Below are 21,558 nucleotides of genomic sequence, written 5' to 3'. Positions count from 1 at the left end.
CGGAGGAGAAGGAGCAGCCATGCGGGTGCGACGTTGGTGGAGATGGACCGCTCTGGCACTCGGACTCGGAATCCCGGTCACGGCTCGGGCGGCCGGTTATGGCCTCTACGAAGCCGGCGCCGCCGTGATGGGCATGGCGGGAGCGGGCACGGCCTCGGTCGATGACCCTTCCGCGCTGTACTACAACGCCGCGGCTTTGACCCGGATCGTCCGCGAGGACGAAGCCGACGAGCGCGGCTCCTGGTACCTCGGCGGATCCGTGCTCACGCCGTTCACGAGCTTCGCGGGGGTGAATCCCTATCCGGGCTTCGGGGTCACCGAGGAGATGGACGCGAACATGTTCGTGATCCCCGCGCTCTTCTACGCGCGGCCGATCGGCGAGCAGTGGGCAGCCGGTGCCGGGCTCTACAGCCCCTACGGGCTGGGCGTCGACTGGAAAGATCCCGATACCTTCACGGGCCGCTACATCGTCACCGAGGCCCAGCTCCAGACTGCGAACCTCGGCTTCACGGCGGCGTACCAGGTGACGCCGACGGTGAGCCTCGCCGCGGTCGGAAACATCCTGTTCTCCAAGGTCGAGCTCCAGAACCGGCTCCTCCAGCCGATTCCGGGCGGTGGCGGGGCGCAGACCGACGTGGCGTCCGCGGAGCTCGAGTCCGACTGGGAGCCGGGATACGGCTGGGGCGCCGCGATCTCGGTGAAGCCCAGCGACCAGTGGCGCGCGGGGGCGACGTACCGGGGCAAGATCATCACCAAGCCTTCGGGCGACGCGGACTTCGAGCAGATCCTGACCGGCAATCCGACCTTCGACGCCGCGGTGGCCGCCAGCCTGCCGCCCGATCAGGGCGTGAGCACCGTGCTGCGCTTCCCGGCGATCTGGGCGGCGGGCGTGGCGTGGACGCCGGCCAACTGGACGCTCGAGACCAGCGTGGTGTTCACCGAATGGTCCCTGTTCAGCGACCTGCCGCTCGAGTTCGAGCAGACGCCGTCGGCCAACCGCACGATCATCGAAGACTACGATGACGCGCTCGCGATCCGGCTCGGGGCCGAGCACCGGCTCGCGTCATGGAGCTACCGCTTCGGCTACTACTACGAGCAGGAGGCCGCCCCCGCCGAATCGGTGAGTCCGCTTCTGCCCGACACGCGCCGGCACGGGATCGCGCTCGGCGCCGGGTTCGAGCCCTGGAACGGCGTGACCGTCGATCTCTACAACCTGGGGATCATCACCGAGCAGCGCTCGACCGAGGGCGTCAATCGCGACGGCTATGACGGCGAATACAAGACCTACGTGAACGCCTTCGGGCTCAACGTAGGCTTCCGCTGGTAGCGGACGGAGAAGCCATGAAGACACGCACGTATCTTTGGCTCGCGGCCGGACTGCTTTGCGGCGCGGCGCTCGCGGCTTGCGGAAAGCTCGACCCCATCACCCAGCCCCAGGCGCAGAGCGGGCGCGCCAACTTCAGCACCTACGTGGCGATGGGCACCAGCATCACCGCGGGATGGCAGTCGGGCGGATTGGTCCAGCATCACCAGACCAAGAGCTATGCCTATCTCTTCGCGCGCCAGGCCGACGCCTCGGCGTTCACGATTCCGAGCGTCAGTGCCGATGGGGTGCCGCCGCTGCTTCGCATCGTGTCGCTGAACCCGCTGATCATCAGCCGAGCGGGGCGCACCCAGGGCACGTTCACCAACGTCGGCCAGCCGACGTCTTACCACAACATGGCCGTGTCTTCTGCCATCGTCGCCGACGCGACGGACAGCACGAACTACTACGTCGGGCTCAATCTGGAGCGAATCGAGCAGTTCGAGAACATCGTCCGCCATCGAGGCACGATCGTGCAGCAGGTGCTGGGCCATGATCCGACTTTCATCAGCATCGAATACGGATCGGGTGAAGTGCTGGGCGCCGCGACCAGTGGCATCGGCACTCCGATCCTCAGCCCGCAGGCGTTCGGCTTCTACTACCGAGCCATGCTCGATTCGATCCGCGTCGTGACACCCCAAGCCAAGCTTGCGCTCTTCACCGTGCCCGATGTTACGACCATCCCCTTCTTCACCACCTTTCCTCCGCTCACCGTCAGTCTGACCACTGGTCAGCCCGTTCCCTTGATCGGCCCGGACGGTCCGCTGGCTCCTGCGGATCTGGTGTTGCTACGCGCCGCGGATTCGCTCGCGGTCGGCGCGGGCATCCCGGTCGGGGCCTACAACTACATCAATCCTACCGCCCCTGGAAACGGCCGCCCGTTGCTCAACAGCCAAGTCCTGAACGCTCTGGAGGGAGCCTCCATTCAGGCTGCGGTCGCTGCCTTCAACGACACGATTCGCTTCCACGCGAACCAACGAGGCGCAGCCGTGGTCGACCTGAACGGGTTGCTGCATGACGCCGCGACCGAGGGGCTTTCCTTCGCCGGGCACGACTACACGACCGATTTCGTCACTGGAGGGCTGTTCAGCCTCGACGGCGTTCATCCTACCGATCTGGCGCACGGCTTTCTCGCCAACTTGATGATCGATGCCGTCAACGCCAAATTCGCCGCGAGCATCCCGCGCGTGAACCTGAGCGAGTCGGCGACCGCGACGTCATCGCGGCTCAAGCCGGTGGGAGGCCGGAAGACCTATCCCTGGATCCAGGGCGCGGATCGGTTGTGCCCGATCCCGGTCATGCCCGGGGACGTGATCGCGGCGCGCTGACTAGGTGAGCTTGGTGAACAGCTCTTCGCGCACCAGGCCCAGCGGCAGCGTGCCGATGGCGAGCAGCTGCTCGTGGAAGCGCGCGAGGTCGAAGCGGGATCCCTGCTTCTTCTGCGCCTCGCTCCGCAGCGCGAGGATCTGCACCTTGCCGACCAGGTAGCTGCTGGGCTGCGTGGGCGTCATGGTGTAGCGCTTGACCTCGATGACGGCATTGAAGCGCTCGACCATCGCCTGCTCGACCAGGTAGTCCACCGCCTGCATGAAGGTCATCTTGCCGGTGTGGAGGCCGACGTCGATGACCACGCGGCAGGCGCGCCACAAGAGGTCCTTGAGCTGATAGAGCCGCGTCACGGCGTCGAGGTAGTAGCCGTGCTCGTGCATCAGCTCCTCGCAATAGAGCGCCCATCCCTCGGCGAACACGTTGCTGTCGGCCAGCTGACGCAGCCGTGAGCTGGAGCGGTTGGCGTGCACGAGCTGGAGGTGGTGGCCCGGGTAGGCCTCGTGGACCGTGGTGAGCGGAAGCCCCGCGTAGCAGTGTCCTTCGAGCTGCTGGGCCTGCTCTTCCTTGCGGCGCGTGTTGTCGATGGGCGTGACGAAGAAATAGCCGGTCTGGTCCTCGTCGAACGGCGCCGGCGACAGGTAGGCGGCGTAAGGCGTGGTCGCGCGCAGGAAGAGCGGCGTGTCGATGACCTCGAGCTTCTCCCCTTCGGGAATCGGAATCATGCCCTGCTCGGCGACGAACTGCCGGGCGCGGGACACTTCGGCCTCGTAAGCTTCACGAAGTCGTAGCGGTTCAGGGTGCCGCTTCTTGGCCTCGGCGATCTGATCTCGCCACGAGCGCACGGGATCGAGCTTGGCGGCCTCGGCTTCGAGCAGCTTGCGGGTGCTCTCGACGTGCTCGCGGCCCATCGCCTCGAGCGCCGTGCAGTCCATGCCGAGCAGGTGCTCGCGCTCGAGCTTGAAGTTCATCCAACGCTCGCCGATCGCGAACGTGCCGCCGACCTTGGCCTCCAGGTCGCGATCGATGAACTCCTGATATTGGAGGAAGCCCACGCGCGCGCGGGAGCCCGCGTGCTCGATGCGCTCCGCCTCGCTCGGAAACGACTTCACCAGCGTCCGCGTGACGTCGTCGACGAACGCCGGCGCGCTGAGCGTGATCTCCGACGCCGTGCCGAGAAAGGTGTCCGGAACCTGCTCGAAGTTGGCGCGCACCACCTTGAGGTAGTCCGGAACCGCGAGCAGGCGGGCCAGGATCGCTTCCTTGCGCTCCTCCAGCGGAGCGTGGCGCCGGGCCATCAGCAGGAAGATGCCGGTCAGGGCCGTCTCGGGATAGATCGCGGGATTGCGGGCGTGCAGCTTGATCTCCTCGAGATCCGCGCGCATGGCGCCGAGCCGCGAGCGCAGGAGCCCGAAGTCGACACGCTGCTCGACGGGGAGCTCCTGCCAGGGGACCGAGGCGACCAGCCGCTGCTCGAGATCGCGAAGCCAGGCGATGCGCTCGCGAATACCGGCGGGCGAATCGTCGGGGAGCTTCTCGTCGTAGTCGTGGATGCCCGCCAGCGTTGCCTGCACCGGGTGGTGCCGCATGTACAGCTCGACGAACTCCTCGCTGAGTGCGGTGAACGTCTTGACGGTTTCCAGCATTCCGACGTGGCCCCCCAGTCGAAAGCCCCCGCACGATCACGTGCAGAGGCTTCCTGACTTGTCGGCGGAAGCTTGCTTCAGACCTTGATGACGTTGGCGGCCTGGCGCCCCTTGTTGCTCTCGACCACATCGAACTCGACGCGGTCGCCGTCTGTCAAGCTCCGGTAGCCATCCGACTGGATGGCGGAGAAGTGGACGAACAGATCCTCTCCCTGCTCCGTCTGGATGAAGCCGAATCCCTTGCTGGAGTTGAACCACTTGACCGCCCCTTGGCGACGGCCATCGCCGCCGCCGCCGCCGCCGGCGTGGACGGGGCGCGGGGTCATCGTCGTGTTGCGCGAGGCAGCGCCGGCGCGAGCCATGGCCGGACGATGACTCTGGAAACAGTTGCGACAGTAGACCGGCCTTCCCGAGGTCGGTGAGAACGGCACCATCGTCTCGGAGCCGCACTCCGCACAGACCGCCTTGAACATCTCACGCACGGCGCCCGAGGGGCGCGCGCCGCCCGTGCCATGACTGGTTCGCTTGGCCTTGCGGGTTTCACGGCAGTTGCGGCAGCGGGTCGGGGCGTGAGTCAGTCCGTGGTCCCGGTAGAACTCCTGTTCCCCGATCGTGAACAGAAACTCTTCACCGCAATCCACACACTTGATGGTCTTGTCTTCGATCGTAGCCATGACGCGATATCCACCTCCAGGTACGCCAGTCAGCGGTGCAGGGAAAACGAAAAACTCCGGCAAGGGCAGCGCCGGAGCGAACTCAGATCACGAGGTGGGGGGCGGTGAGGACCTCACGGTTGCCAGTAAGGGAGAGGTGCACGAAGACACTCGAGGATGAATCGAACCACGCTTGCGAGGCCGGAATTATAGGTATGGCCCCTCGGTGTGTCAACGAACTGTCAATGCATCCCAGGTCGAAATTCAGGCCTGGCTCCCCAGGGTCCACCCTGGGGGAGGCACGGCCTCGAGGGGCCGGCACAGGGCCCGCAGAATTCCGTGCATGGTGATGACATCCAAGAGGTTGTGGTGGAAGACCGGGAGCAGGCGATAAGGATCTCCTCGGCGGACGAAGTCGTGGTAGAGGGAGGGGACCTCGTCGCTCGGGACATCGCCCGACCGCCGGCGCCGGCATACGAAGAGCTCGAGGGTCTGGAGCCTGCAGTCCATCCAGCGCCCTCGCCAGCGCCGCCTTGCCGGATGGAGTAGATCCAGGTGGAACTCCGGAAGCGTGAGAGCCACCGCATGGACGCGGGCGCGGTCACGGAGGAACGGCACGTCGTACGACTTGCCATTGAAGCTCACGAGGGCGTCGAAATCTCGCGCCATCTGCGCGAGAGCGCGGAGCAACGAAGCTTCCTCTCCGTAATGGCGGGCGAAGTACTGCCGCAGCACGAAGTCGGATCCGTTCCATCGCATCGTTCCCGCCAGGAACACCGGGCTTCCCGAGAAGCCGCCGGTCTCGAGATCGAGGAAAAGGACTCGCCTGAAGTCGAGATCGCGCACGACACGCAGCGCTTCCTCTTCTTCCGGAGGCGCGTCGAGAAGACTCCAGTCGGCGCGGGGACGCTCGATCTCGGAGCGCATTCGCTCGTGGACGAACACCGCTCCGCGCTCGTCGCGCCACTCGCCTCCCGGGAGATAACCCTCTACGCCGATCGCGTGAATGCTGAGCACCGGGGGCGGCGTGGGGCTGGCAGGGATTTCGACTCGTCCTCCTGAGCGTCGCTCGCGCGCCAGCTGAGCCAGGCGCACGCGCAGGAGGCTGCCCCCGATCAAGGAGCCTGGTCTCCCTGGCGGGCGCACCAGATCTCGAGCAGCGCGCGCGCGGCATCCTTGCTGGGCACGGCGCGGGCGCGTGAGAGGTCGGGATCCTGCTGCTGCGCCGGCCGCAGCACCGGAAGGCCGACGCAGGAGGGACATCCGGTATCGCAGGGACAGGAGCGCACGTGCTCGAGCGCCGCCTTCGCCAGCTCCTCGGCGCGGGCAAAGCCCTGCTCGGAAAAGCCGAGCCCGCCTGGATAGCGGTCGAAGAGGAACAAAGTCGGCCGGCCCAGGTTCGACGAGTCGAGCACGCCCTGGAGGTCGGACGGGTCGCACATCGTCATCATCGAGAGCAAGGTGATCGACAGGTTCCTCACGCCGGCCAGTGCTTCCCAGGGGCCCGCCCCACGGCGGCCGATCTGCGCCCAGGTCTCGGCCCCCGGAGCGAGCCAGAACCCGACCGTGTCGAGCGTGAGCCGCGGCAGCGCGAGCGGGTGATAGCCGATCGATTCGCGAGTCCCGAACTTCACCTTCTTCATCGCCACGGTCTGCCATGCGTAAGTGACCTCGCCGAGCTCGAGGGTCTCGTCACAGAAGCTCCGGCGATCGAGCGGGTTCCGCACGCGGATCTGCATCTCCAGCACCGGCTGGGTGTAGTAGCCGACTTCGCGTGGCTCCACGTAGGCGACCTTCTGCTCGAGATCCAGCTCGCGCACGAGATAGGTCGCCCCGTCGTGGAGATAGATGGCTTCGGGATAGACCAGCTCGAGCCCGCTGATGGCGTCGACCGTTCCGATCACGGCGTTGTTCTCGCGCATGTTCATGATCGTGTACGTGTCGTCGGAGATCGTCCTCAGGTTCACCTTGGCGGCAGGAAACTCGGCCGAGGCCCAGTAGGCGCGGCCGTCGAACGAGCGGGTCTCCCCCGAGCTCTCGAGCGCGTCGAGAACGGATGCCGTCTGACCCCCGAAACGCGCCGCGTCCTCGGACGAGAGCGGAAGCTCGTAGGCGGCGCACCCGAGCTGCTGAGCGAGGATGTACGGATTCTCGGCGTCGATGACCGCGGCCTCCGGCGACCGGCCGAAGAAGTAGTCCGGATGCCGCATCAGGTACTGGTCCACCGTCTCGTTGTAGGCCACCAGCACCGCGACCGACGGCGCCCCCTGGCGGCCGGCGCGGCCCGCCTGCTGCCACGCGCTCGCCAGCGTCGGGGGCGCGCCGATCAGGATCGCCGCGTCGAGTCCGCCGACGTCGATGCCGAGCTCGAGCGCGTTGGTGGAGATCACGGCCTTGAGCTCTCCGGAGAACAGCGCGCGCTCGATCGAGCGGCGCTCCTCCGGCAGATAGCCCCCGCGATAGGGGCGAATGCGCCCGGCCTCGCTCGGCGCCCAGCGCTCGAGGTTCTCGCGTGCGTAGCGATAGACCAGCTCCGCCGCCACCCGCGACTTCGTGAAGGCGATCACCGCAGCACCACTGGCCACCAGCTCCGCGACCAGCCGGCTCCCGTCGCCGTTGCTGGAGCGGCGCTCGACCTTCGAATCGTCGACGAAGGGAGGATTCCAGAACACGAAGTGCTTGGGTCCCCGAGGCGAGCCGTCCTCGTCGATCACCGCGGTCACCCTGCCGGTGAGCCCATGGGCCAGCTCCGCGGGATTGCGGATGGTGGCGCTGCACGACGCGTACGAAAAGGCGGCGCCATAGTGCGTGGCGATGCGCTCGAGCCTCCGCAGCACGTTCGCCACGTGCGAGCCGAAGATGCCGCGATACGCGTGCATCTCGTCCACGACCACGAAGCGGAGGCGCGACAGGAAGCGCGCCCACTTGGGGTGGGACGGCAGGATCCCCTGATGAAGCATGTCGGGATTCGAGAGGATGACGTTGGCGGAATCCCGCAGCTTGCGCCTGGTGCTGACCTGGGTATCGCCGTCGTAGACACCGGCCTGCACCCGTTGCCCCAGATCCAGATGGCTCGCCGCGAGCCGGGTGATGCTCTTCAGCTGGTCCTGGGCGAGCGCCTTGGTGGGAAACAGATAGAGCGCCGTGGCTTCGGGATCGGCGGTCAGCCGCTCGAGCACGGGCACGTGGTAGCAAAGACTCTTGCCGCTCGCCGTCCCGGTCACGACCACGACATCGCGCTGGGCGCGCAGCAGCTCGATGGCCTGCGCCTGGTGGAGGTAGAGCTGGTGGATGCCGAGCGAGGCCAGCGCGCCGGCGACCGGATCGGAGAGCGGCGGTTCGAGTGCTTTGAAGCGCGCGGCTCGGGGTTCCAGGGTCCGCCAGTGGACCACGGCACCACGGTGATCGGGCCGGTCCGAGAGCCTCCGGAGAACCGAAGCCAGATCGGCGGGCTTCTCGACGACCGAAAGAACCGGTGGGAAGCGCAGGGGCTCGGCGTGCACTCGTGCTCCTCACGAGACGCCGGCACGGCCGGCGTTCCCTCGGGTGGCTCGCTCAGCGCCCCGAGGCGCTGCCCGCCATCCCTGGGCGGGTCCGCAGTATAGCCCCTGCAGGGCTCAAATGTGCAGTGGCAATTCGACTGCGCCGGAAGCGGGAGGGCTCCCTACTCGATGCTCCGGTTGGTCGGCTCGAAGCCGCTCATCACCCAGGATTCGTCCCGGGGGGAGAAGTGGACCCGATAGGCTTCCTGGTTGCCGCGGAAGAGCAGCAAGTCACGGGCGTTGGGCGAGCTTCCGGGAGCCAGGCGCCACTTGCCTCGGGATACTCCCCAGCCGCTGGCCAGAGCGGCATCGATCAATGAAGGATCGGCGACCCAGCGCCTTGCCTCGTCGTGGTTCGACGCCGTGAGCGCCTGGATCAGCTGCACGAAGGCGTAGTAGGGCGAGCGCTCGATCTCCTCGCTGGCGACGACGAGGCCTTGGGGACCCCAGCGGAATTGCCGGAGCCGGTAGATGTGCGGACACGTCGCGCATTCGTCGAACCCCCGGGCCGGAAGCGTGGCCCGGCTCACCATCACCACGCCGTCTCCCGAAGACTCCACGAATTTGGCGGAGCCCACGGCGCCGAGCGAGTCGGGTCCGAGGCTCTGCTGGAGGCGCCAGCTCGTGGCCTCGGCCGGCCGCTGCCAGACGAAGGCGAAAGGCTGAGGCCCCGTGGGCCCGAGGCGATTGAACAGCACCGCGACGCGTGCCCCGTAAGCGCTGGGATCGCCGGGATCCTGGAGCGCTCCGAGGAGCCTCATGCCGGCGGCGTCGAGGTCCTGGTACCTCGTCGCCCCGCCGGCGCGCCAGAAGATGTAGGGATACGAGCCGGCGGCGGGATTCGAGCGAGCGAAGAAGTTCGCCACCACCAGGTCCCGGTTCCCGGCGGTCTCGGCGCCGAAAGCGAGCGAGTCGATCAGCTCCCGCGTGCGCTCGGCCATGGGCTGGTCGGGCTGGTTGCGCAGCGTCTGGAGCACCACGCGCGCCGCCAGATCGGCCGCCATGGCGCCGCCGTCGGGATCGCTCCACTGCTCCTGAGCCATCTGCACGTAGATGGCGCCGGAGTCGGCGGGAACGGCCGCGGTCGAGTCCGCCTCCGCGCCCTTGAAGCGAGGCGTGCGGTCGCATCCCCAGGCCGCCAGCAGGACGAACACGATTCCCCAGCTCCGTTTCATCATCGGCCTCCTGGCTTCGGCGTCGTCTGCTTCGGTGCCGGCGGCCTGATCTGGCGCTCGCTCCAGTCGCGGATCACCCACCGGCCGCGGCTTAGCTCGAAGTCCACCCGGTAGCGATGGTCGCCGTTCGGGCCCTTGAAGCGGACCAGCAGCCAGGAGGGCCACGGGGACGCCGGCTCGGCTTCCTCGACCACCCATGTGCGCCAGCCGCGGCGTGAAGCCCAGCCGGCGGAGATCGCGCGCGACACCAGAGCGGCATTCTTGACCAGCCGTGCCGCCTGGGTGCGGTTGTTCTCGAGCAGCAGGTGGATGAACGCGGTGAACGTGGAGTAAGGCGTCGGCAGCAACCGGGTATCGAGAATCCGGAACCCCTCGGGACGCTCGACGAACGTCAGCTCGTCGATGCGCTTCGGGCAATTCGGACATTCGTCGAACAGCGAGTCGACCGCCGACGGAACCCACAGAACGAACTCCATCCGCTGGTCGCCGTTGACGTCGGTGAAGGTCGCCGATCCCTGATCGGTGAGTCGAATGCCGGTGTCGTCGAACTGCACCAGGTTCCAGAACTGTCCCATCGGATGAAGGCGGAACAGCGTGAGTCGCAGCGAGGCATCGGAGGTGCGGCTCCGGTCGAGCACACACCACGAGTAAGGCGCATCCTGGCCCCCTGTCCACCAGACCCGCATCTGTGGTTTCCAGCCACCGATGAATTGCGCTCCCTGCATGCGCAGGTCGTTCTCGCGATACCAGTAGAGGAAGCCGACGGCCTTTGCGCTCTTGCGATAGGGATTTCGCACCATGAGCAGAGCGAAGTAGGGAAGGTCGGGATCCACGGCGACGTCGGTGTCGAGTCCCAGCGAATCGAGCACCGGCTTGATCGCGCTCGCCTGGCGCATGTTCTCGCGCCCCAGAGAGCGCAGCAGCCTGCGCCCCATGCGCCCGACCAGGTCGTAGGCGTGGAAGTTCTCACCCCCGATCGAGTCGCCTCGGTTGGTCTGGAAGCGGGTCTTGGCCTCGGCCGACCAGCGCAGGAGCGAGTCCGACGCCGGGGGCACCCAGGGCTTGATCGTCTGAGCGAGGCTCGTGGCCGGCAGGAATGCGAGGCTCAGGAAGACCGCGGCAATGGGAACGCTGCGTCTCGGGCTGCCCGACGCGGAGTCTCGGCCTGGGCCGGTCCGCGGGCGTTTGGGATTCATCGGTAACGCGGCAATTCCTCGAGGCGTCGGCCGTGCGCGTGAACTGAGCCGTGCGAGACTACACGCCGCCTGGACGCCCGGCAAGACGCCGCCTAGAGTGAACGAGGTGTGCACTCTGATCCTCGCGCGCGACGTTCTCGGGCCGCGAACGATGCTGCTGGCAGCCAATCGCGACGAGCGACCGGACCGCCCCTCGGTCGCGCCGGACATCCTGATGTCGCGGCCGCGCGTCGCCGGTGGCCGCGACCTCTCCGCGGGCGGCACCTGGCTGGCGCTGCGTGAGGATCGCGCGGCGGTCGCGCTGCTCAATCGCCGGGATCCCCTGGTCCACGCTCCGCCTCCGGCACGCCGCTCACGCGGACTCCTGACGCTCGATGTGGCGGCCGCGACCGCGGAACCCGTGGGGACATCGCTCCCGGACGTCGCGGAGGACGAGCTGTCGAGATCGGCCCTCGAGACCGCGCTGAGGTCGATCTCGCGCGAGAGCTACGCCCCGTTCACCCTGGTCTACGCGTCGCCGACGTCGTGCTGGATGGTGGCGCTGGAATCCTCGGCGCCTCGCGTCGCGCGAATCGAGCCGGGCTGGCACGTCCTCACGCACCGCGAGCTGGACGATCCCGAAGAGCCTCGCGCCGCTCATCTGCTCGCCGATCTGCGAGATCGGCGTCCGGCGTCGCGCGAAGAGGCGGAGACCTTGCTGAGGGAGCGCCTGCGCTCGCATGGCGACGACGGGCCTCCGGTATGTCTCCATGAAGGCCTGATGGCCACGGTTTCTTCCTCGCTGGTGTGGATGGACGAGTCGGGAGCGCGCTACTCGCACGCCGAAGGCCGCCCGTGCGAGCACGCCTACCAGGATCGCTCCGGGCTGCTGGCCGCGGCGGAGCGCGCGCGATGAAGCTCGAAGGCGGAGGCAGGAGTCCTCGCCTGGAGGGCCGGGCCGCGCTGATCACGGGCGCGAGCCGGGGGCTCGGGCTCGCCATCGCGCGTGCTCTTGCGCGCGAGGGAGCGGCCGTGGCATGCATGGCTCGCCCCTCGGCGGAGCTCACCGCGGCGGTCGACGGTCTCGTCGGATCGGGCGCACGCGCCATCCCCGCCCCCGCCGACATCACGGAAGAGAGCCAGGTGGCGGCTGCGATCGAGACGGCGGTGAGAGCGCTCCCGGGCCTGGACATCCTGGTGCTGAACGCGGGCACCTGGCAGGGCGCCTCGATCGAGGAGACGTCGGAATCGCTCTGGGACTCCTTGATGCGACTGAACCTGAAGGGCGCCTTCTTCGCGCTCAAGCATTCCATCCCGGCGCTCAAGGCTCAGGGCCGTGGCACGGTGGTAGGGATCGCCTCGCTGGGAGCGCTGGTGGGCCAACCCGGATCGGCGGCCTACGCGGCGAGCAAGTGGGGCCTCCGCGGGCTGCTGGAGTCCGCCGCGCTGGAGCTCAAGCCACACCGGATCCGGGTGACGCTGGTCTACCCTCATCAGATCAACTCGGCCGGCCAGGAGATCGCACCCGGCGCGGACCACGATCGCAAGCTGGAACCCGAGGACATCGCCGAGCTGGTCACGCTGGCCTGCGCGGCCCCTTCGCACGTCTCGATCGGAAACGTCACGATCTGGCCGCTGGGCACGGGAATCCGGGACTCGATGCGCTGATGGCCTGCTGGTCCAGCTCGAGGACGAAGGTCGCGGTTGACACTGCTCGCCGTCACTCCCCTAGAATGCATTGAGCGATCGGCCGCGGATTCTTGGACGCTGGAGGGGAGGGGAGCCGGGATGGACAACCATTTCCCGGAGTGCCGCAAGTGTCGCGACGGCGTGCTGCTTCCGCTGTCCGATTATGGTCGCGACGGCGCTCCCATCACGTATAAGGCCTGGGTCTGTAGCAATCCGAACTGCGGATTCAACATCCGCATCGACAACGGCGAGATCAGCCTGGGGCGCGGACTCAGCGTCTCCGCCAAGTAGACCCACGAGCGAGGCGCGGTGATCCGAGCCATCATCTTCGACCTCGACAACACGCTGACCGACTTCATGAAGATGAAGGAGGAGGCGATCCGCGCGGCCATTGATGGCATGATCGACGCTGGACTCCAGCTGTCCCGCGAAGCCGTACGCGCGCGCATCGATGCCATCTACAAGGAGCAGGGCCTCGAGTTCCAGCAGGTGTTCGACGAGCTCCTCGAGAGCGAGCTGGGACAAATCGATCCCAAGATCCTGGCGTCCGGCATCGTCGCCTATCGCAAGGCGCGCGGGTCGTCGCTGAAGACCTATCCGCACGTCCAGCTCGCGCTTCTGGAGCTCACCAAGCGTGGCATCCGTCTAGGCGTCGTCTCCGACGCCCCCCGCGCGCAGGCCTGGCTTCGGCTCTGCGATCTCTCCCTGCAGCATGTCTTCGACGTGGTGGTGACGTTCGACGACACGGGCGAGCGCAAGCCGGGACCCGCGCCCTTCCGCGAGGCGCTGCGCAGGCTGGGCCTCACTGCCGAGGAGACGCTGATGGTCGGCGACTGGCCCGAGCGCGATGTGGTGGGCGCCAAGAGCCTGGGGATGAAGACGGTGTTCGCTCGCTACGGCGACACGTTCGGCACGAAGGATTCCGGAGCGGATTTCGAGATCGACGATGTCCTGGAGCTGCTGGCGGTGGTCGATGGCCTGAACGGCGTCACGCCCAAGCCTCCAGGTCGCACCCAGACCCAGGAGGTTTCATGAGCTCAGGCAAAGTGAAGGCGTCCAAGGTCAAGGTTCATCAGCCGCCGGACGGCATCGCACCTGACGCCCACTTTCATGTCTACGTCTTCGACGTCTTCAACAAAGCCTTTTCTCCCGCCAAGTCGTTCGACACCGTCGAGCGGGCCGCCTCGTTCCAGCGTCACGAGCAGGAGCGCATCTACGCGGAGCAGGAAGCCGACCCCGAACTGTTCGACCTGCCATTCATCTCCTTCGACCCGGACCTGATGCAGCGCATCGAGCGCGACGAGGAGTACAAACGGCGCCTCGTGCGCGACCTCTCCTCAGAAGCTCGCGGCCGCGCCAAGGGTCATTGATTCCGATCCCATGACGGATCTGCTCCTGGTGACCGCGGCAGAGATGCGCCGGCTGGATCGCGCCACGATCGAGCAAGGCCACGCCAGCTCCGAAACGCTCATGGAGCGCGCGGGGCTGGGCGTGGTCGCGGCCATGGAGCGCACCTACGGCTCGCTGCTGGGAATGCGCGTGCTGGTGCTGTGCGGCACCGGCAACAACGGCGGAGACGGCTTCGTGGCGGCCCGCCACCTCGCGGCTCACGGCGCGGAGATCCACGTCGGCATACTCGGCGATCCTTCACGCATCGGAGGCGATGCGCGCCTCCACCTCGAGCGCCTCGATACGTCCCGCGTCGTTCTCCGGGCGCTGCAGGACGCGGATTCGCTGGAGCGGCTCGTGAGCTCGCGCGATCAATGGGACTTCGCGATCGATGCCTTGCTCGGCACCGGGGCGCGGGGCGTCCCGGAAGCGCTCGCCGCCGAGGGTGTCAACGCGCTGCGCGAGCTGGACGACCGAGGCACCATCGTGGTCGCGGTGGATCTCCCGACCGGAGTCCATGCGGACACCGGGGCGATCGCCCGCCGGGCGGTGCGCGCGGACCTGACGGTCACTTTCGGTTTTCCGAAGCGCGGTCACTTCCTCTATCCCGGCCGCGCATTCGTCGGCCGGCTGGAAGTGGTCGACATCGGGCTGGCCCCGGACGCCGTCGCGGCATCGGCGATCACGGTCTCGGTCTCGACCCCCCTGGAAGTGGCGGCGCTGCTCCCCGCACGGGACCCGCGCGCTCACAAGGGATTGGTGGGGCGCGTGCTCGTGGTCGGCGGCTCGGTAGGCCTCACCGGCGCCGTCGCGCTGGCGGCGCGCGCCGCGCTGCGGTGCGGCGCCGGGTACGTCCAGGCGGCGGTGCCCAAGAGTCTCAACGACATCCTCGAGGTGAAGCTCACCGAGGAGATGACCTTGCCGATGCCCGAGACGGCCGAGCGCACACTCGCGATGGCGGCGCTCGAGCCCGTTCTCGCTCGCGTGTCGGGCGCCGATGTGATGGCGATCGGGTGCGGCTTGTCGCGGCACGGCGAGGCCGCCGAGCTGGCGCGCCGCATCGCGTCGGAATGCGAGCGACCGATGGTGATCGACGCCGACGGGCTCAACGCGTTCGAAGGACATGCCGAGGCCATCGGGCGCGGTCCCGCCCCGCGCGTCCTCACCCCGCACCTGGGTGAAATGGAGCGACTCACCGGCGTGATGGCCGCCGATCTCGAAGCACGACGCATCGATGCGACGCGGGAATGGGCGCAGCGCTGGCGGGTGACCCTGGTGCTCAAAGGAGCGCCCACCGTCATCGCCGCTCCGGACGGGCGTGTGGCGGTGAATCCTACCGGCAATCCGGGCCTCGCGACCGCGGGAACCGGCGACGTGCTCACCGGAACCATCGCCGCCCTGCTCGCGCAGAGACTCTGGCCGTTCGATGCCGCTCGCCTCGGCGCGTATGTGCACGGCATGGCCGGAGACCTGGCGGCGGGTGAAAGAGGCCAGGCGGGTCTGGTGGCCAGCGACATCATCGAGCGGCTGCCCGCGGCGCTCCTCGGCCTGGCGAGGATTCGGGCCGGCACGCCGGCGCCTGCTCAGCAAACATCCCGGGCCAAGGATCGCGCGAGCGTCCCATGAGCGCCTCGCCGCGCCGGGGCGCGCTCACGTGGCTCGCGCTGGCGTCGGCGCTCACCGCGGGCGGATGCGCTTCCGGCGGCGGCACCCATGGCGTCGACTGGAGCGAAGTGCCGCGGGGGGCGCGCGAGGCCGCCGATTCGATCTACGCGATGCTGGCCCGCGAGACGAAGCTGGCTCCCCAGCGATCTCGCGGCGAGGTCAACACCATCTACCGGTATTGCTCGCGGCCGGCGGCGCGGGTCGAGCTGTCATGGCGGCAGAACACCCACGAGCCTCCCAATCCGCTCGCGATCCTCGATCGCGAGCTTCCACGCATGGGATGGACGCTCGACCAGAAGAACCGTGCAGACGGACCGGACGGCACGGTCTACGCGTTCGTGCGCGGAGAGCTCCTGTGCGTCGTCGAGGGCCGCTGGGACGGCGGGCTGGACGACGATTCCACGGCCGTCATCGACCCGGGCCGCTCGCTGCTCGTCGACGTCGCGAGCGCAGATCCTTGCCGAGACGAAGGCCCGGGACACTGAGCCTTCAACGCGTGAAGCCCGCGCGAGGGCGCGGGCTTCAGAACGCGAGCGAAGCGTATCTTACGACAGATGGGGCTGAATCTTGGCCAGCAGCGCGGGTTTGGGTAGCGCCCCGATCATCTTCTCGACCGCATGCCCATCCTTGAACAGGATCAAGGTGGGGATGTTCAGCACGCTATAGCGGCTCGAGATCTCCATGTTGGCATCGACATCCAGCTTCACGACCTTCATCTTGCCGGCGTACTCCGCCGCCAACTGATCCACCGTCGGCGCGATCACCTTGCACGGCCCACACCAGGCTGCCCAGAAGTCGACCAGCACCGGAACCGAGGACTTCAGCACTTCCTGCTCGAAGTTCGCGTCGGTGACGGCTTCCGCGTTTGCCATGGCAACTCCCCCTCAAAGCCCCTTACGATCCAGAAGCGCACCATGTTGATGTCCTGGGGGACACTTTCGATGCACATCGTCTCGAGCCTGGACGCCAAACATAGAGGGACGGTCAAGGAGACGTCAAACTTTGGCCCGAGCGATGCCACGCCGGATCGATCGTACGAGAGGCGCGGTCCGCCCAGGTGATTCCGCTTCGCGACGAGAACCCGGCGAGCCGCGCGCCGGTGATCACGCGAGCACTGATCGTGATCAACGCCGTCCTGTTCGTCTACGAGCTGATGATCGGCCCGGGGCTGCGGGAGTTCATGTTCGAGTGGGGCCTGGTTCCCCTTCGGGTCACCTGGGCGCTCGAGCGCGGAACCGAGCCGCTGGTGCAGGCGGGCACGCCGTTCCTGACCTCCATGTTCCTGCACGGCGGATGGATGCATCTGATCGGGAACATGTGGTACCTGGCGCTGTTCGGAGACAACGTCGAGGACCGTCTCGGCCGCCTTCGCTACTTGGGGTTCTATCTGCTGGCGGGCATGGCCGGCAGCCTTCTCCACTACCTCTTCAACCTCCAGTCTCGCGTGCCGACCGTTGGCGCGAGCGGCGCGATCGCCGGCGTGCTCGGCGCCTATGCGGTGGCGTTTCCGCGCGCGCGCGTGATCACGCTCGTTCCCTTGTTCCCGTTCTTCCAGCTCATGGCCCTGCCCGCGATGGTGGTGCTTGGCCTCTGGTTCGTCTTTCAATTCTTCACCGGCGCGATGTCGCTGGCCTGGAGCTCGAGCGGCGGGGGCGTGGCGTGGTGGGGACACATCGGTGGATTCGTGTTCGGGGCATTCATCATGGCGCTGCTCGGCGGCGGGCGCCGTCCCGCGCGATCCGAGGCGTGGGTGGAGCCCTGAGCGTCGCGCGGCCCGCGCTTCCGCCGACCAGAGCGATGAATTAACATCCGGTCGCTCGTGACTGGCCGGCCCCGTGCCGGAGCCCGCGACTCGTCGGAGAACCATGCGAAACGATCTCGATCGATTGATGCAGGAGCGCGGTCTGGGCGGCCTCGTGGTGATCGCCTACGACCGCTACAACCCGGCGATGTACTACGTCACCGGGCAGAAGCTTCACTACGCGATCTACTTCCGCGCCGCCGACGGCCGTGCGCATCTGGTGCACGATCCCATGGAGCGCGATCAGGCGGCGCAAGTGGGATGCGAGCACGCTCCATTCGCTCAGCACGGCCTGCTCGCGCGGATGCAGCGCGAAGGCCACCCGGCGCGCGCATTCGGCTCGCTGATCGCGGACGTGCTGGCCACGCTCGGGATCCGCGGCTCGGTCGCCTTCTTCGGCGATCTTCCAGCCGGCTTCGGCTACGAGCTGCTCGAGCACATGCGGCGATCGGCTCCCGACGTCGAGGTGGATCGCAGTTACCCGGACGTCATCACGCAAGCGCGCATGACCAAGAGCGCGGACGAGCTGCGCGCGATCCGGCACGCGGCCGAGGGCGCGACAGCGGGCATGAACAAGCTGCGCCAGCATCTCGCCATGCTGAAACGTGAAGGCGACCACTTCCGCGCCAATGGCGGCTCGCCGGTGACGCTCGGCGACCTGCGGCGGCTGCTGAACCAGGAGTTCCTCGCCTACGGTCTCGAATGCGGCGAGAGCATCGTGTCGCAGGGGCGCGACGCCGGCGTCCCCCACAATCGCGGCAACGACGAGGAGCGGCTGCGCGCCGGGGCCCCGCTGCTGGTGGACATCTTTCCTGGTGAAGCCGGGGGCGGCTACTACAGCGACCTCACGCGAACCTTTTGCCTTGGCGGCGTTCCTGATCCGCTGCGCAAGCTGTACGACGATGTGCGCCAGGCGTTCGAGGTCGGCATGCAGGCGGTGCGCGTGGGCGAGCCCTGCCGAGCCTCGCAGGAAAGGGTGTGCGACGAGTTCGAGCGGCGAGGCCACGCCACGCTCCGCACCGACGAAGCCACGCAGGAAGGTTACGTGCACGGGCTGGGCCACGGGGTGGGGCTCTCCGTGCACGAGGCGCCACGTCTCGGTGGGCCACCCTCGAATACTCAGCTCTTCGAGTCCGGCATGGTGGTCACCGTCGAGCCGGGGCTCTATTACCCGTCGCGCGACATGGGCGTGCGGATCGAGGACCTGGTGGTGATCGGCGCGGATGGCAAGGTCGAGAACCTGACCCCGGTCCCCTACGAGCTGGAGATCGGAACGAGCGCTTGAAGCGATCGCACGAGGTCGTGAACCCTCCGCGTCCCGAGCGCGCGCTGCTCGTCGGACATGCGGGAGGCAATGGGAGGACGATCGAGCGCTCGCTGCAGGAGCTGGCGCTCCTCGCCGACACCGCCGGGGCGGTGGTGCTGGATCAGGTGATCCAGCGCCGCGGTACTCTTCACCCCGCCACGTTCGTGGGACGCGGCAAGCTCGACGAGATCAAGGAGCAGGTGGGGCGGCGCGGCGCGGATGTCGCGATCTTCGACGACGATCTCTCTCCCGCGCAGGTTCGCAACCTCGAAAAGGCCCTCGCCATCAAGGTGGTGGACCGGTCCGAGCTGATCCTCGACATCTTCGCGCGCCGCGCGCGCACGCGAGAGTCTCGTCTGCAGGTCGAGCTGGCCCAGCTCGAGTACACGCTTCCGCGACTCACCGGCATGTGGAAGCACCTGGAGCGTCAGGCTGGCGGCATCGGCACGCGAGGTCCGGGCGAGACCCAGCTCGAAGTCGACCGCCGCCGGGTGCGCGAGCGCATCGCCACGCTAAGGCGCGAGCTGGAAGCGGTGGCGCGCGAGCGCGAGGTCCAGAGCCGCCGCCGGCGCGGCGAGTTCCGCACCGCTCTGGTGGGCTACACCAACGCCGGCAAGAGCACGCTGTTCAACCGGCTGACGCGCTCCCACGTGCTGGTCGAAGACCGGTTGTTCGCCACGCTCGACTCCACGACCCGCCAGATGGTGAGCCCTTCTCGCGAGCGGGTGCTGGTCACCGACACCGTTGGCTTCATCCGCAAGCTCCCGCACCATCTCGTGGCTTCGTTCCGCAGCACGCTGATGGAGGCGATCCAGGCCGACCTGCTGTTGCATGTGGTGGATGCCTCGGATTCCCAGCTCCGCCAGCAGATGGCGGCCGTCGACCAGGTCCTGGAAGAGATCAGCGACCGGCCCCGGCCCGCCACGCTCGTGTTCAACAAGGCCGACCGCCTCGACGACGACGTCGCCGCCGGGCTGCGCGTGGAGTTCCCTGGCTCATTCGTGGTGTCGGCGCGTGACGGTGAAGGCGTCGATGCGCTGCGAGCGCACCTTTGGGAGCAGGCGGCATCCGTCCGCCCGAGACGCGCCTCGTGAGCGCGCCGGCTTCCGCGGTCGAGACGCTCCGCTTCGGTCATAGCCCGGACGCGGACGATGCCTTCATGTTCTACGGCTTCCACACCGGAGCCGCGTCCATCAAAGGATGCCGCGTGGAGCACGTGCTCGAGGACATCCAGAGCCTCAATCGCCGCGCGCTGGAGTCGGCCGACCTCGAGATCACCGCGGTCTCGGCGCACGCCTTCGCGCGCCTCGGCGATCGCTACGCGGTGCTTCGCTGCGGCGCGTCGATGGGTCAGGGCTACGGTCCCATCGTGGTGGCCCGAGAGCGCTGCTCCCTCGACTCCCTGGCAGGACGCACGGTGGCGGTTCCCGGACCACTCACGACCGCGGCCTTGTTGCTGCGCATCGAATGTCCGCAGGCGGTCCCGGTGCAGGTGACGTTCGACCGTATTCCCGAAGCCGTTCGCAGCGGTGTGACGGAGGCCGGCGTCCTGATCCACGAGAGCCAGCTCACCTACGGCGAGGAGGGGTTGGTGAAGGTGCTCGACTTCGGCGAGCTGTGGCGCGACCGCGAGTCCCTTCCGGTCCCGCTGGGCCTCGACGTGGTGCGGCGCGACCTCGGCAGCGAGCGCATGCGTCAGGTGAGCGACGGCTTCCTCGCCAGCATCCGCTACGCGCTGGACCATGAGGACGAGGCGCTGCGCTATGCGCTGGCTTTCGGACGCGGGCTCGACCTCGAGCGCGGCCGGCGCTTCGTGCGCATGTACGTGAACGATCTGACGCTCGATCTGGGAGATCTCGGCCGCCGCGCGCTCGACCGCCTCTATGCGCTGGCGGTGAAGTCGGGCGCCATCGCCGCTCCGCCGGCTCTCGACGTGGTGTAGCACGGGCGCTCGCGCGTCACTCCTCCCGGCGTGCCTGGTCGCCGCGCTGGTGCTGGCGGTCGGCGGCTGGCTCTGGAACCTCCATGCCCGCGCCTGGGATCTGGGCGGCCGCTCCCCCGTGCTCGGCTACGACGCCGCGCAATACGCCGTGGCGGCTCGCGAGCTGTCCGAGCATGGCCGGCTCGCGACGCTCTTCGCGCTGCCGGTCGAGCTGTCGCAGCATCCGCGCCCTCCCTGGCCGCTGGCCACGGTGCAGCCTGGACTGGTGCTGGCGGAAGCGGCGGTGGATCGTGTCGTGCCGCGCTCCCTGCCGTGGGGATCACGCCGGATCTCGCTCGCGCGGCCGAGCGAGCGCGAGTGGCTGTCGCTCGCGTGGCCGATGGCGTCCTTCTTCGGTCTCGCGTTTCTGCTCGCGGCCGTCACGGCCCGCCTCCTCGGAGCGGGGACATCGAGGCGTCGTGACGGGGTTGCATGGGGCGCCGGCTTTCTGATCGCGCTCGCCTTCATGCTCGACCCGGAGGCTCAGCACTTCGCCGCCGGCGGCTTCACGGAGCTGCCCTTCACGCTCGGTCTCGTGCTGGCATTGGCCTTCGTGGCGAACGGGGCCGCGGCGCGTCGCCCGCTGCTCTTCGGCCTTCTGCTCGGGGTGACCGGAGCGTTTCGCGCCAACATGCTGTGGCTCGCGCCGGCATTCGCCATCGGCGTTGCCGCGCTCGTTCCACGGCAGCAGCGCGTGCGTACCGGCCTGACCGTGATGCTCGGCTTCGCGATCCCGCTCGCGCCCTGGTGGCTCTACAAGTGGCAGCGATTTGGAACACCGTCCGCGGATCTCTCGCGCTGGATGCTGTGGGAAGGCGTCGAAGGGCGGACCTGGTTCACGATGATG

General features: G+C 67.9%; 21 protein-coding genes and 1 pseudogene. 14 read left to right on the top strand and 8 right to left on the bottom strand.

Annotated elements, in window-relative coordinates:
• Nucleotides 1–19: 19 nt before the first annotated feature.
• Nucleotides 20–1,327 (top strand): outer membrane protein transport protein, encoded by a 1,308-nt coding sequence (locus tag VFQ05_11120; GenBank protein HET9327317.1) that lies wholly within the window; start codon nt 20–22, stop codon nt 1,325–1,327.
• Between the two features lie 14 nt (nt 1,328–1,341).
• Nucleotides 1,342–2,691, top strand: coding sequence for an SGNH/GDSL hydrolase family protein (locus tag VFQ05_11115; protein HET9327316.1), 1,350 nt, complete (start codon nt 1,342–1,344; stop codon nt 2,689–2,691).
• Here the strand turns inward: VFQ05_11115 and VFQ05_11110 are convergent, their stop codons facing one another.
• The 7 genes and pseudogenes from VFQ05_11110 to VFQ05_11080 all read right to left on the bottom strand — a co-directional run bounded on the left by VFQ05_11110 (nt 2,692) and on the right by VFQ05_11080 (nt 10,901).
• A complete protein-coding gene (locus tag VFQ05_11110; GenBank protein ID HET9327315.1) occupies nt 2,692–4,335 on the bottom strand; it encodes a DUF885 domain-containing protein in 1,644 nt (547 codons plus the stop codon).
• Between the two features lie 77 nt (nt 4,336–4,412).
• The gene (locus VFQ05_11105) at nt 4,413–4,661 is read right to left on the bottom strand and encodes a cold shock domain-containing protein (protein ID HET9327314.1); all 249 of its coding nucleotides are present in this window, start codon (nt 4,659–4,661) and stop codon (nt 4,413–4,415) included.
• Nucleotides 4,662–4,703: 42 nt separating this feature from the next.
• Nucleotides 4,704–5,009 (bottom strand): annotated as a pseudogene (locus tag VFQ05_11100) (CxxC-x17-CxxC domain-containing protein).
• A gap of 243 nt (nt 5,010–5,252) precedes the next feature.
• Nucleotides 5,253–6,107, bottom strand: coding sequence for a ribonuclease H-like domain-containing protein (locus tag VFQ05_11095; protein HET9327313.1), 855 nt, complete (start codon nt 6,105–6,107; stop codon nt 5,253–5,255).
• On the bottom strand, nt 6,104–8,491 hold the full coding sequence (locus tag VFQ05_11090) for a DEAD/DEAH box helicase (GenBank protein ID HET9327312.1): 2,388 nt from the start codon (nt 8,489–8,491) through the stop codon (nt 6,104–6,106). Before VFQ05_11090 ends, VFQ05_11095 begins: the two co-directional genes overlap by 4 nt.
• Before the next feature lie 161 nt (nt 8,492–8,652).
• Complete coding sequence (locus VFQ05_11085) at nt 8,653–9,705, bottom strand: hypothetical protein (protein ID HET9327311.1); 1,053 nt, start codon at nt 9,703–9,705, stop codon at nt 8,653–8,655.
• Nucleotides 9,705–10,901 carry a hypothetical protein gene (locus VFQ05_11080; protein ID HET9327310.1) on the bottom strand — a complete coding sequence of 399 codons (1,197 nt, stop codon included), beginning with the start codon at nt 10,899–10,901 and terminating at the stop codon, nt 9,705–9,707. Before VFQ05_11080 ends, VFQ05_11085 begins: the two co-directional genes overlap by 1 nt.
• Nucleotides 10,902–11,007: 106 nt before the next feature.
• Between VFQ05_11080 and VFQ05_11075 the strand changes: the two genes are divergently transcribed.
• From VFQ05_11075 to VFQ05_11045, 7 genes are all read left to right on the top strand, one after another.
• Entirely contained in the window at nt 11,008–11,796 is a 789-nt protein-coding gene (locus VFQ05_11075) for an NRDE family protein (GenBank protein ID HET9327309.1), read from the top strand.
• Nucleotides 11,793–12,548, top strand: a complete 756-nt coding sequence (locus VFQ05_11070) for an SDR family NAD(P)-dependent oxidoreductase (protein ID HET9327308.1) — start codon at nt 11,793–11,795, stop codon at nt 12,546–12,548. Before VFQ05_11075 ends, VFQ05_11070 begins: the two co-directional genes overlap by 4 nt.
• A 120-nt stretch (nt 12,549–12,668) precedes the next feature.
• A complete protein-coding gene (locus tag VFQ05_11065; protein HET9327307.1) occupies nt 12,669–12,860 on the top strand; it encodes a hypothetical protein in 192 nt (63 codons plus the stop codon).
• Between the two features lie 18 nt (nt 12,861–12,878).
• The gene (locus VFQ05_11060; protein ID HET9327306.1) at nt 12,879–13,604 is read left to right on the top strand and encodes a TIGR02253 family HAD-type hydrolase; all 726 of its coding nucleotides are present in this window, start codon (nt 12,879–12,881) and stop codon (nt 13,602–13,604) included.
• A complete protein-coding gene (locus tag VFQ05_11055; protein HET9327305.1) occupies nt 13,601–13,939 on the top strand; it encodes a hypothetical protein in 339 nt (112 codons plus the stop codon). Before VFQ05_11060 ends, VFQ05_11055 begins: the two co-directional genes overlap by 4 nt.
• Nucleotides 13,940–13,949: 10 nt before the next feature.
• On the top strand, nt 13,950–15,584 hold the full coding sequence (locus VFQ05_11050) for an NAD(P)H-hydrate dehydratase (GenBank protein ID HET9327304.1): 1,635 nt from the start codon (nt 13,950–13,952) through the stop codon (nt 15,582–15,584).
• A complete protein-coding gene (locus VFQ05_11045) occupies nt 15,581–16,108 on the top strand; it encodes a hypothetical protein (protein ID HET9327303.1) in 528 nt (175 codons plus the stop codon). Before VFQ05_11050 ends, VFQ05_11045 begins: the two co-directional genes overlap by 4 nt.
• Nucleotides 16,109–16,168: 60 nt before the next feature.
• On the opposite strand, the gene trxA is transcribed toward VFQ05_11045, so the two are convergent.
• Nucleotides 16,169–16,495, bottom strand: coding sequence for a thioredoxin (trxA, locus tag VFQ05_11040; protein HET9327302.1), 327 nt, complete (start codon nt 16,493–16,495; stop codon nt 16,169–16,171).
• Nucleotides 16,496–16,680: 185 nt separating this feature from the next.
• Between trxA and VFQ05_11035 the strand changes: the two genes are divergently transcribed.
• The 5 genes from VFQ05_11035 to VFQ05_11015 all read left to right on the top strand — a co-directional run.
• Nucleotides 16,681–17,385, top strand: a complete 705-nt coding sequence (locus tag VFQ05_11035) for a rhomboid family intramembrane serine protease (protein ID HET9327301.1) — start codon at nt 16,681–16,683, stop codon at nt 17,383–17,385.
• 103 nt (nt 17,386–17,488) lie between these two features.
• Entirely contained in the window at nt 17,489–18,709 is a 1,221-nt protein-coding gene (locus VFQ05_11030; GenBank protein ID HET9327300.1) for a Xaa-Pro peptidase family protein, read from the top strand.
• A complete protein-coding gene (gene hflX, locus VFQ05_11025; GenBank protein HET9327299.1) occupies nt 18,706–19,824 on the top strand; it encodes a GTPase HflX in 1,119 nt (372 codons plus the stop codon). Before VFQ05_11030 ends, hflX begins: the two co-directional genes overlap by 4 nt.
• A complete protein-coding gene (locus tag VFQ05_11020) occupies nt 19,821–20,672 on the top strand; it encodes an MqnA/MqnD/SBP family protein (protein HET9327298.1) in 852 nt (283 codons plus the stop codon). The genes hflX and VFQ05_11020 overlap by 4 nt, the downstream gene beginning before the upstream one ends.
• Nucleotides 20,673–20,721: 49 nt before the next feature.
• On the top strand, nt 20,722–21,558 hold an 837-nt coding region (locus tag VFQ05_11015), incomplete at its 3' end, for a hypothetical protein (protein HET9327297.1).

This window comes from Candidatus Eisenbacteria bacterium (genome assembly GCA_035712145.1).
In the GTDB taxonomy this organism is placed as follows: Bacteria; Eisenbacteria; RBG-16-71-46; order RBG-16-71-46; family RBG-16-71-46; genus DASTBI01.
Note: the sequence above shows the minus strand (reverse complement) of the source record. Positions and strands in the feature narration are given on the sequence as shown.

What these genes read in the sequence shown, in the direction of transcription:
- VFQ05_11120 (HET9327317.1), top strand. Translation starts at nt 20, where the DNA reads ATGCGGGTGCGACGTTGGTGGAGATGGACCGCTCTGGCACTCGGACTC.
- VFQ05_11050 (HET9327304.1), top strand. Translation starts at nt 13,950, where the DNA reads ATGACGGATCTGCTCCTGGTGACCGCGGCAGAGATGCGCCGGCTGGAT.
- VFQ05_11105 (HET9327314.1), bottom strand. Translation starts at nt 4,661, where the DNA reads ATGACCCCGCGCCCCGTCCACGCCGGCGGCGGCGGCGGCGGCGATGGC.
- VFQ05_11115 (HET9327316.1), top strand. Translation starts at nt 1,342, where the DNA reads ATGAAGACACGCACGTATCTTTGGCTCGCGGCCGGACTGCTTTGCGGC.
- VFQ05_11080 (HET9327310.1), bottom strand. Translation starts at nt 10,901, where the DNA reads ATGAATCCCAAACGCCCGCGGACCGGCCCAGGCCGAGACTCCGCGTCG.
- VFQ05_11055 (HET9327305.1), top strand. Translation starts at nt 13,601, where the DNA reads ATGAGCTCAGGCAAAGTGAAGGCGTCCAAGGTCAAGGTTCATCAGCCG.
- VFQ05_11070 (HET9327308.1), top strand. Translation starts at nt 11,793, where the DNA reads ATGAAGCTCGAAGGCGGAGGCAGGAGTCCTCGCCTGGAGGGCCGGGCC.
- VFQ05_11085 (HET9327311.1), bottom strand. Translation starts at nt 9,705, where the DNA reads ATGAAACGGAGCTGGGGAATCGTGTTCGTCCTGCTGGCGGCCTGGGGA.
- VFQ05_11065 (HET9327307.1), top strand. Translation starts at nt 12,669, where the DNA reads ATGGACAACCATTTCCCGGAGTGCCGCAAGTGTCGCGACGGCGTGCTG.
- VFQ05_11045 (HET9327303.1), top strand. Translation starts at nt 15,581, where the DNA reads ATGAGCGCCTCGCCGCGCCGGGGCGCGCTCACGTGGCTCGCGCTGGCG.
- VFQ05_11030 (HET9327300.1), top strand. Translation starts at nt 17,489, where the DNA reads ATGCGAAACGATCTCGATCGATTGATGCAGGAGCGCGGTCTGGGCGGC.
- VFQ05_11110 (HET9327315.1), bottom strand. Translation starts at nt 4,335, where the DNA reads ATGCTGGAAACCGTCAAGACGTTCACCGCACTCAGCGAGGAGTTCGTC.
- trxA (HET9327302.1), bottom strand. Translation starts at nt 16,495, where the DNA reads ATGGCAAACGCGGAAGCCGTCACCGACGCGAACTTCGAGCAGGAAGTG.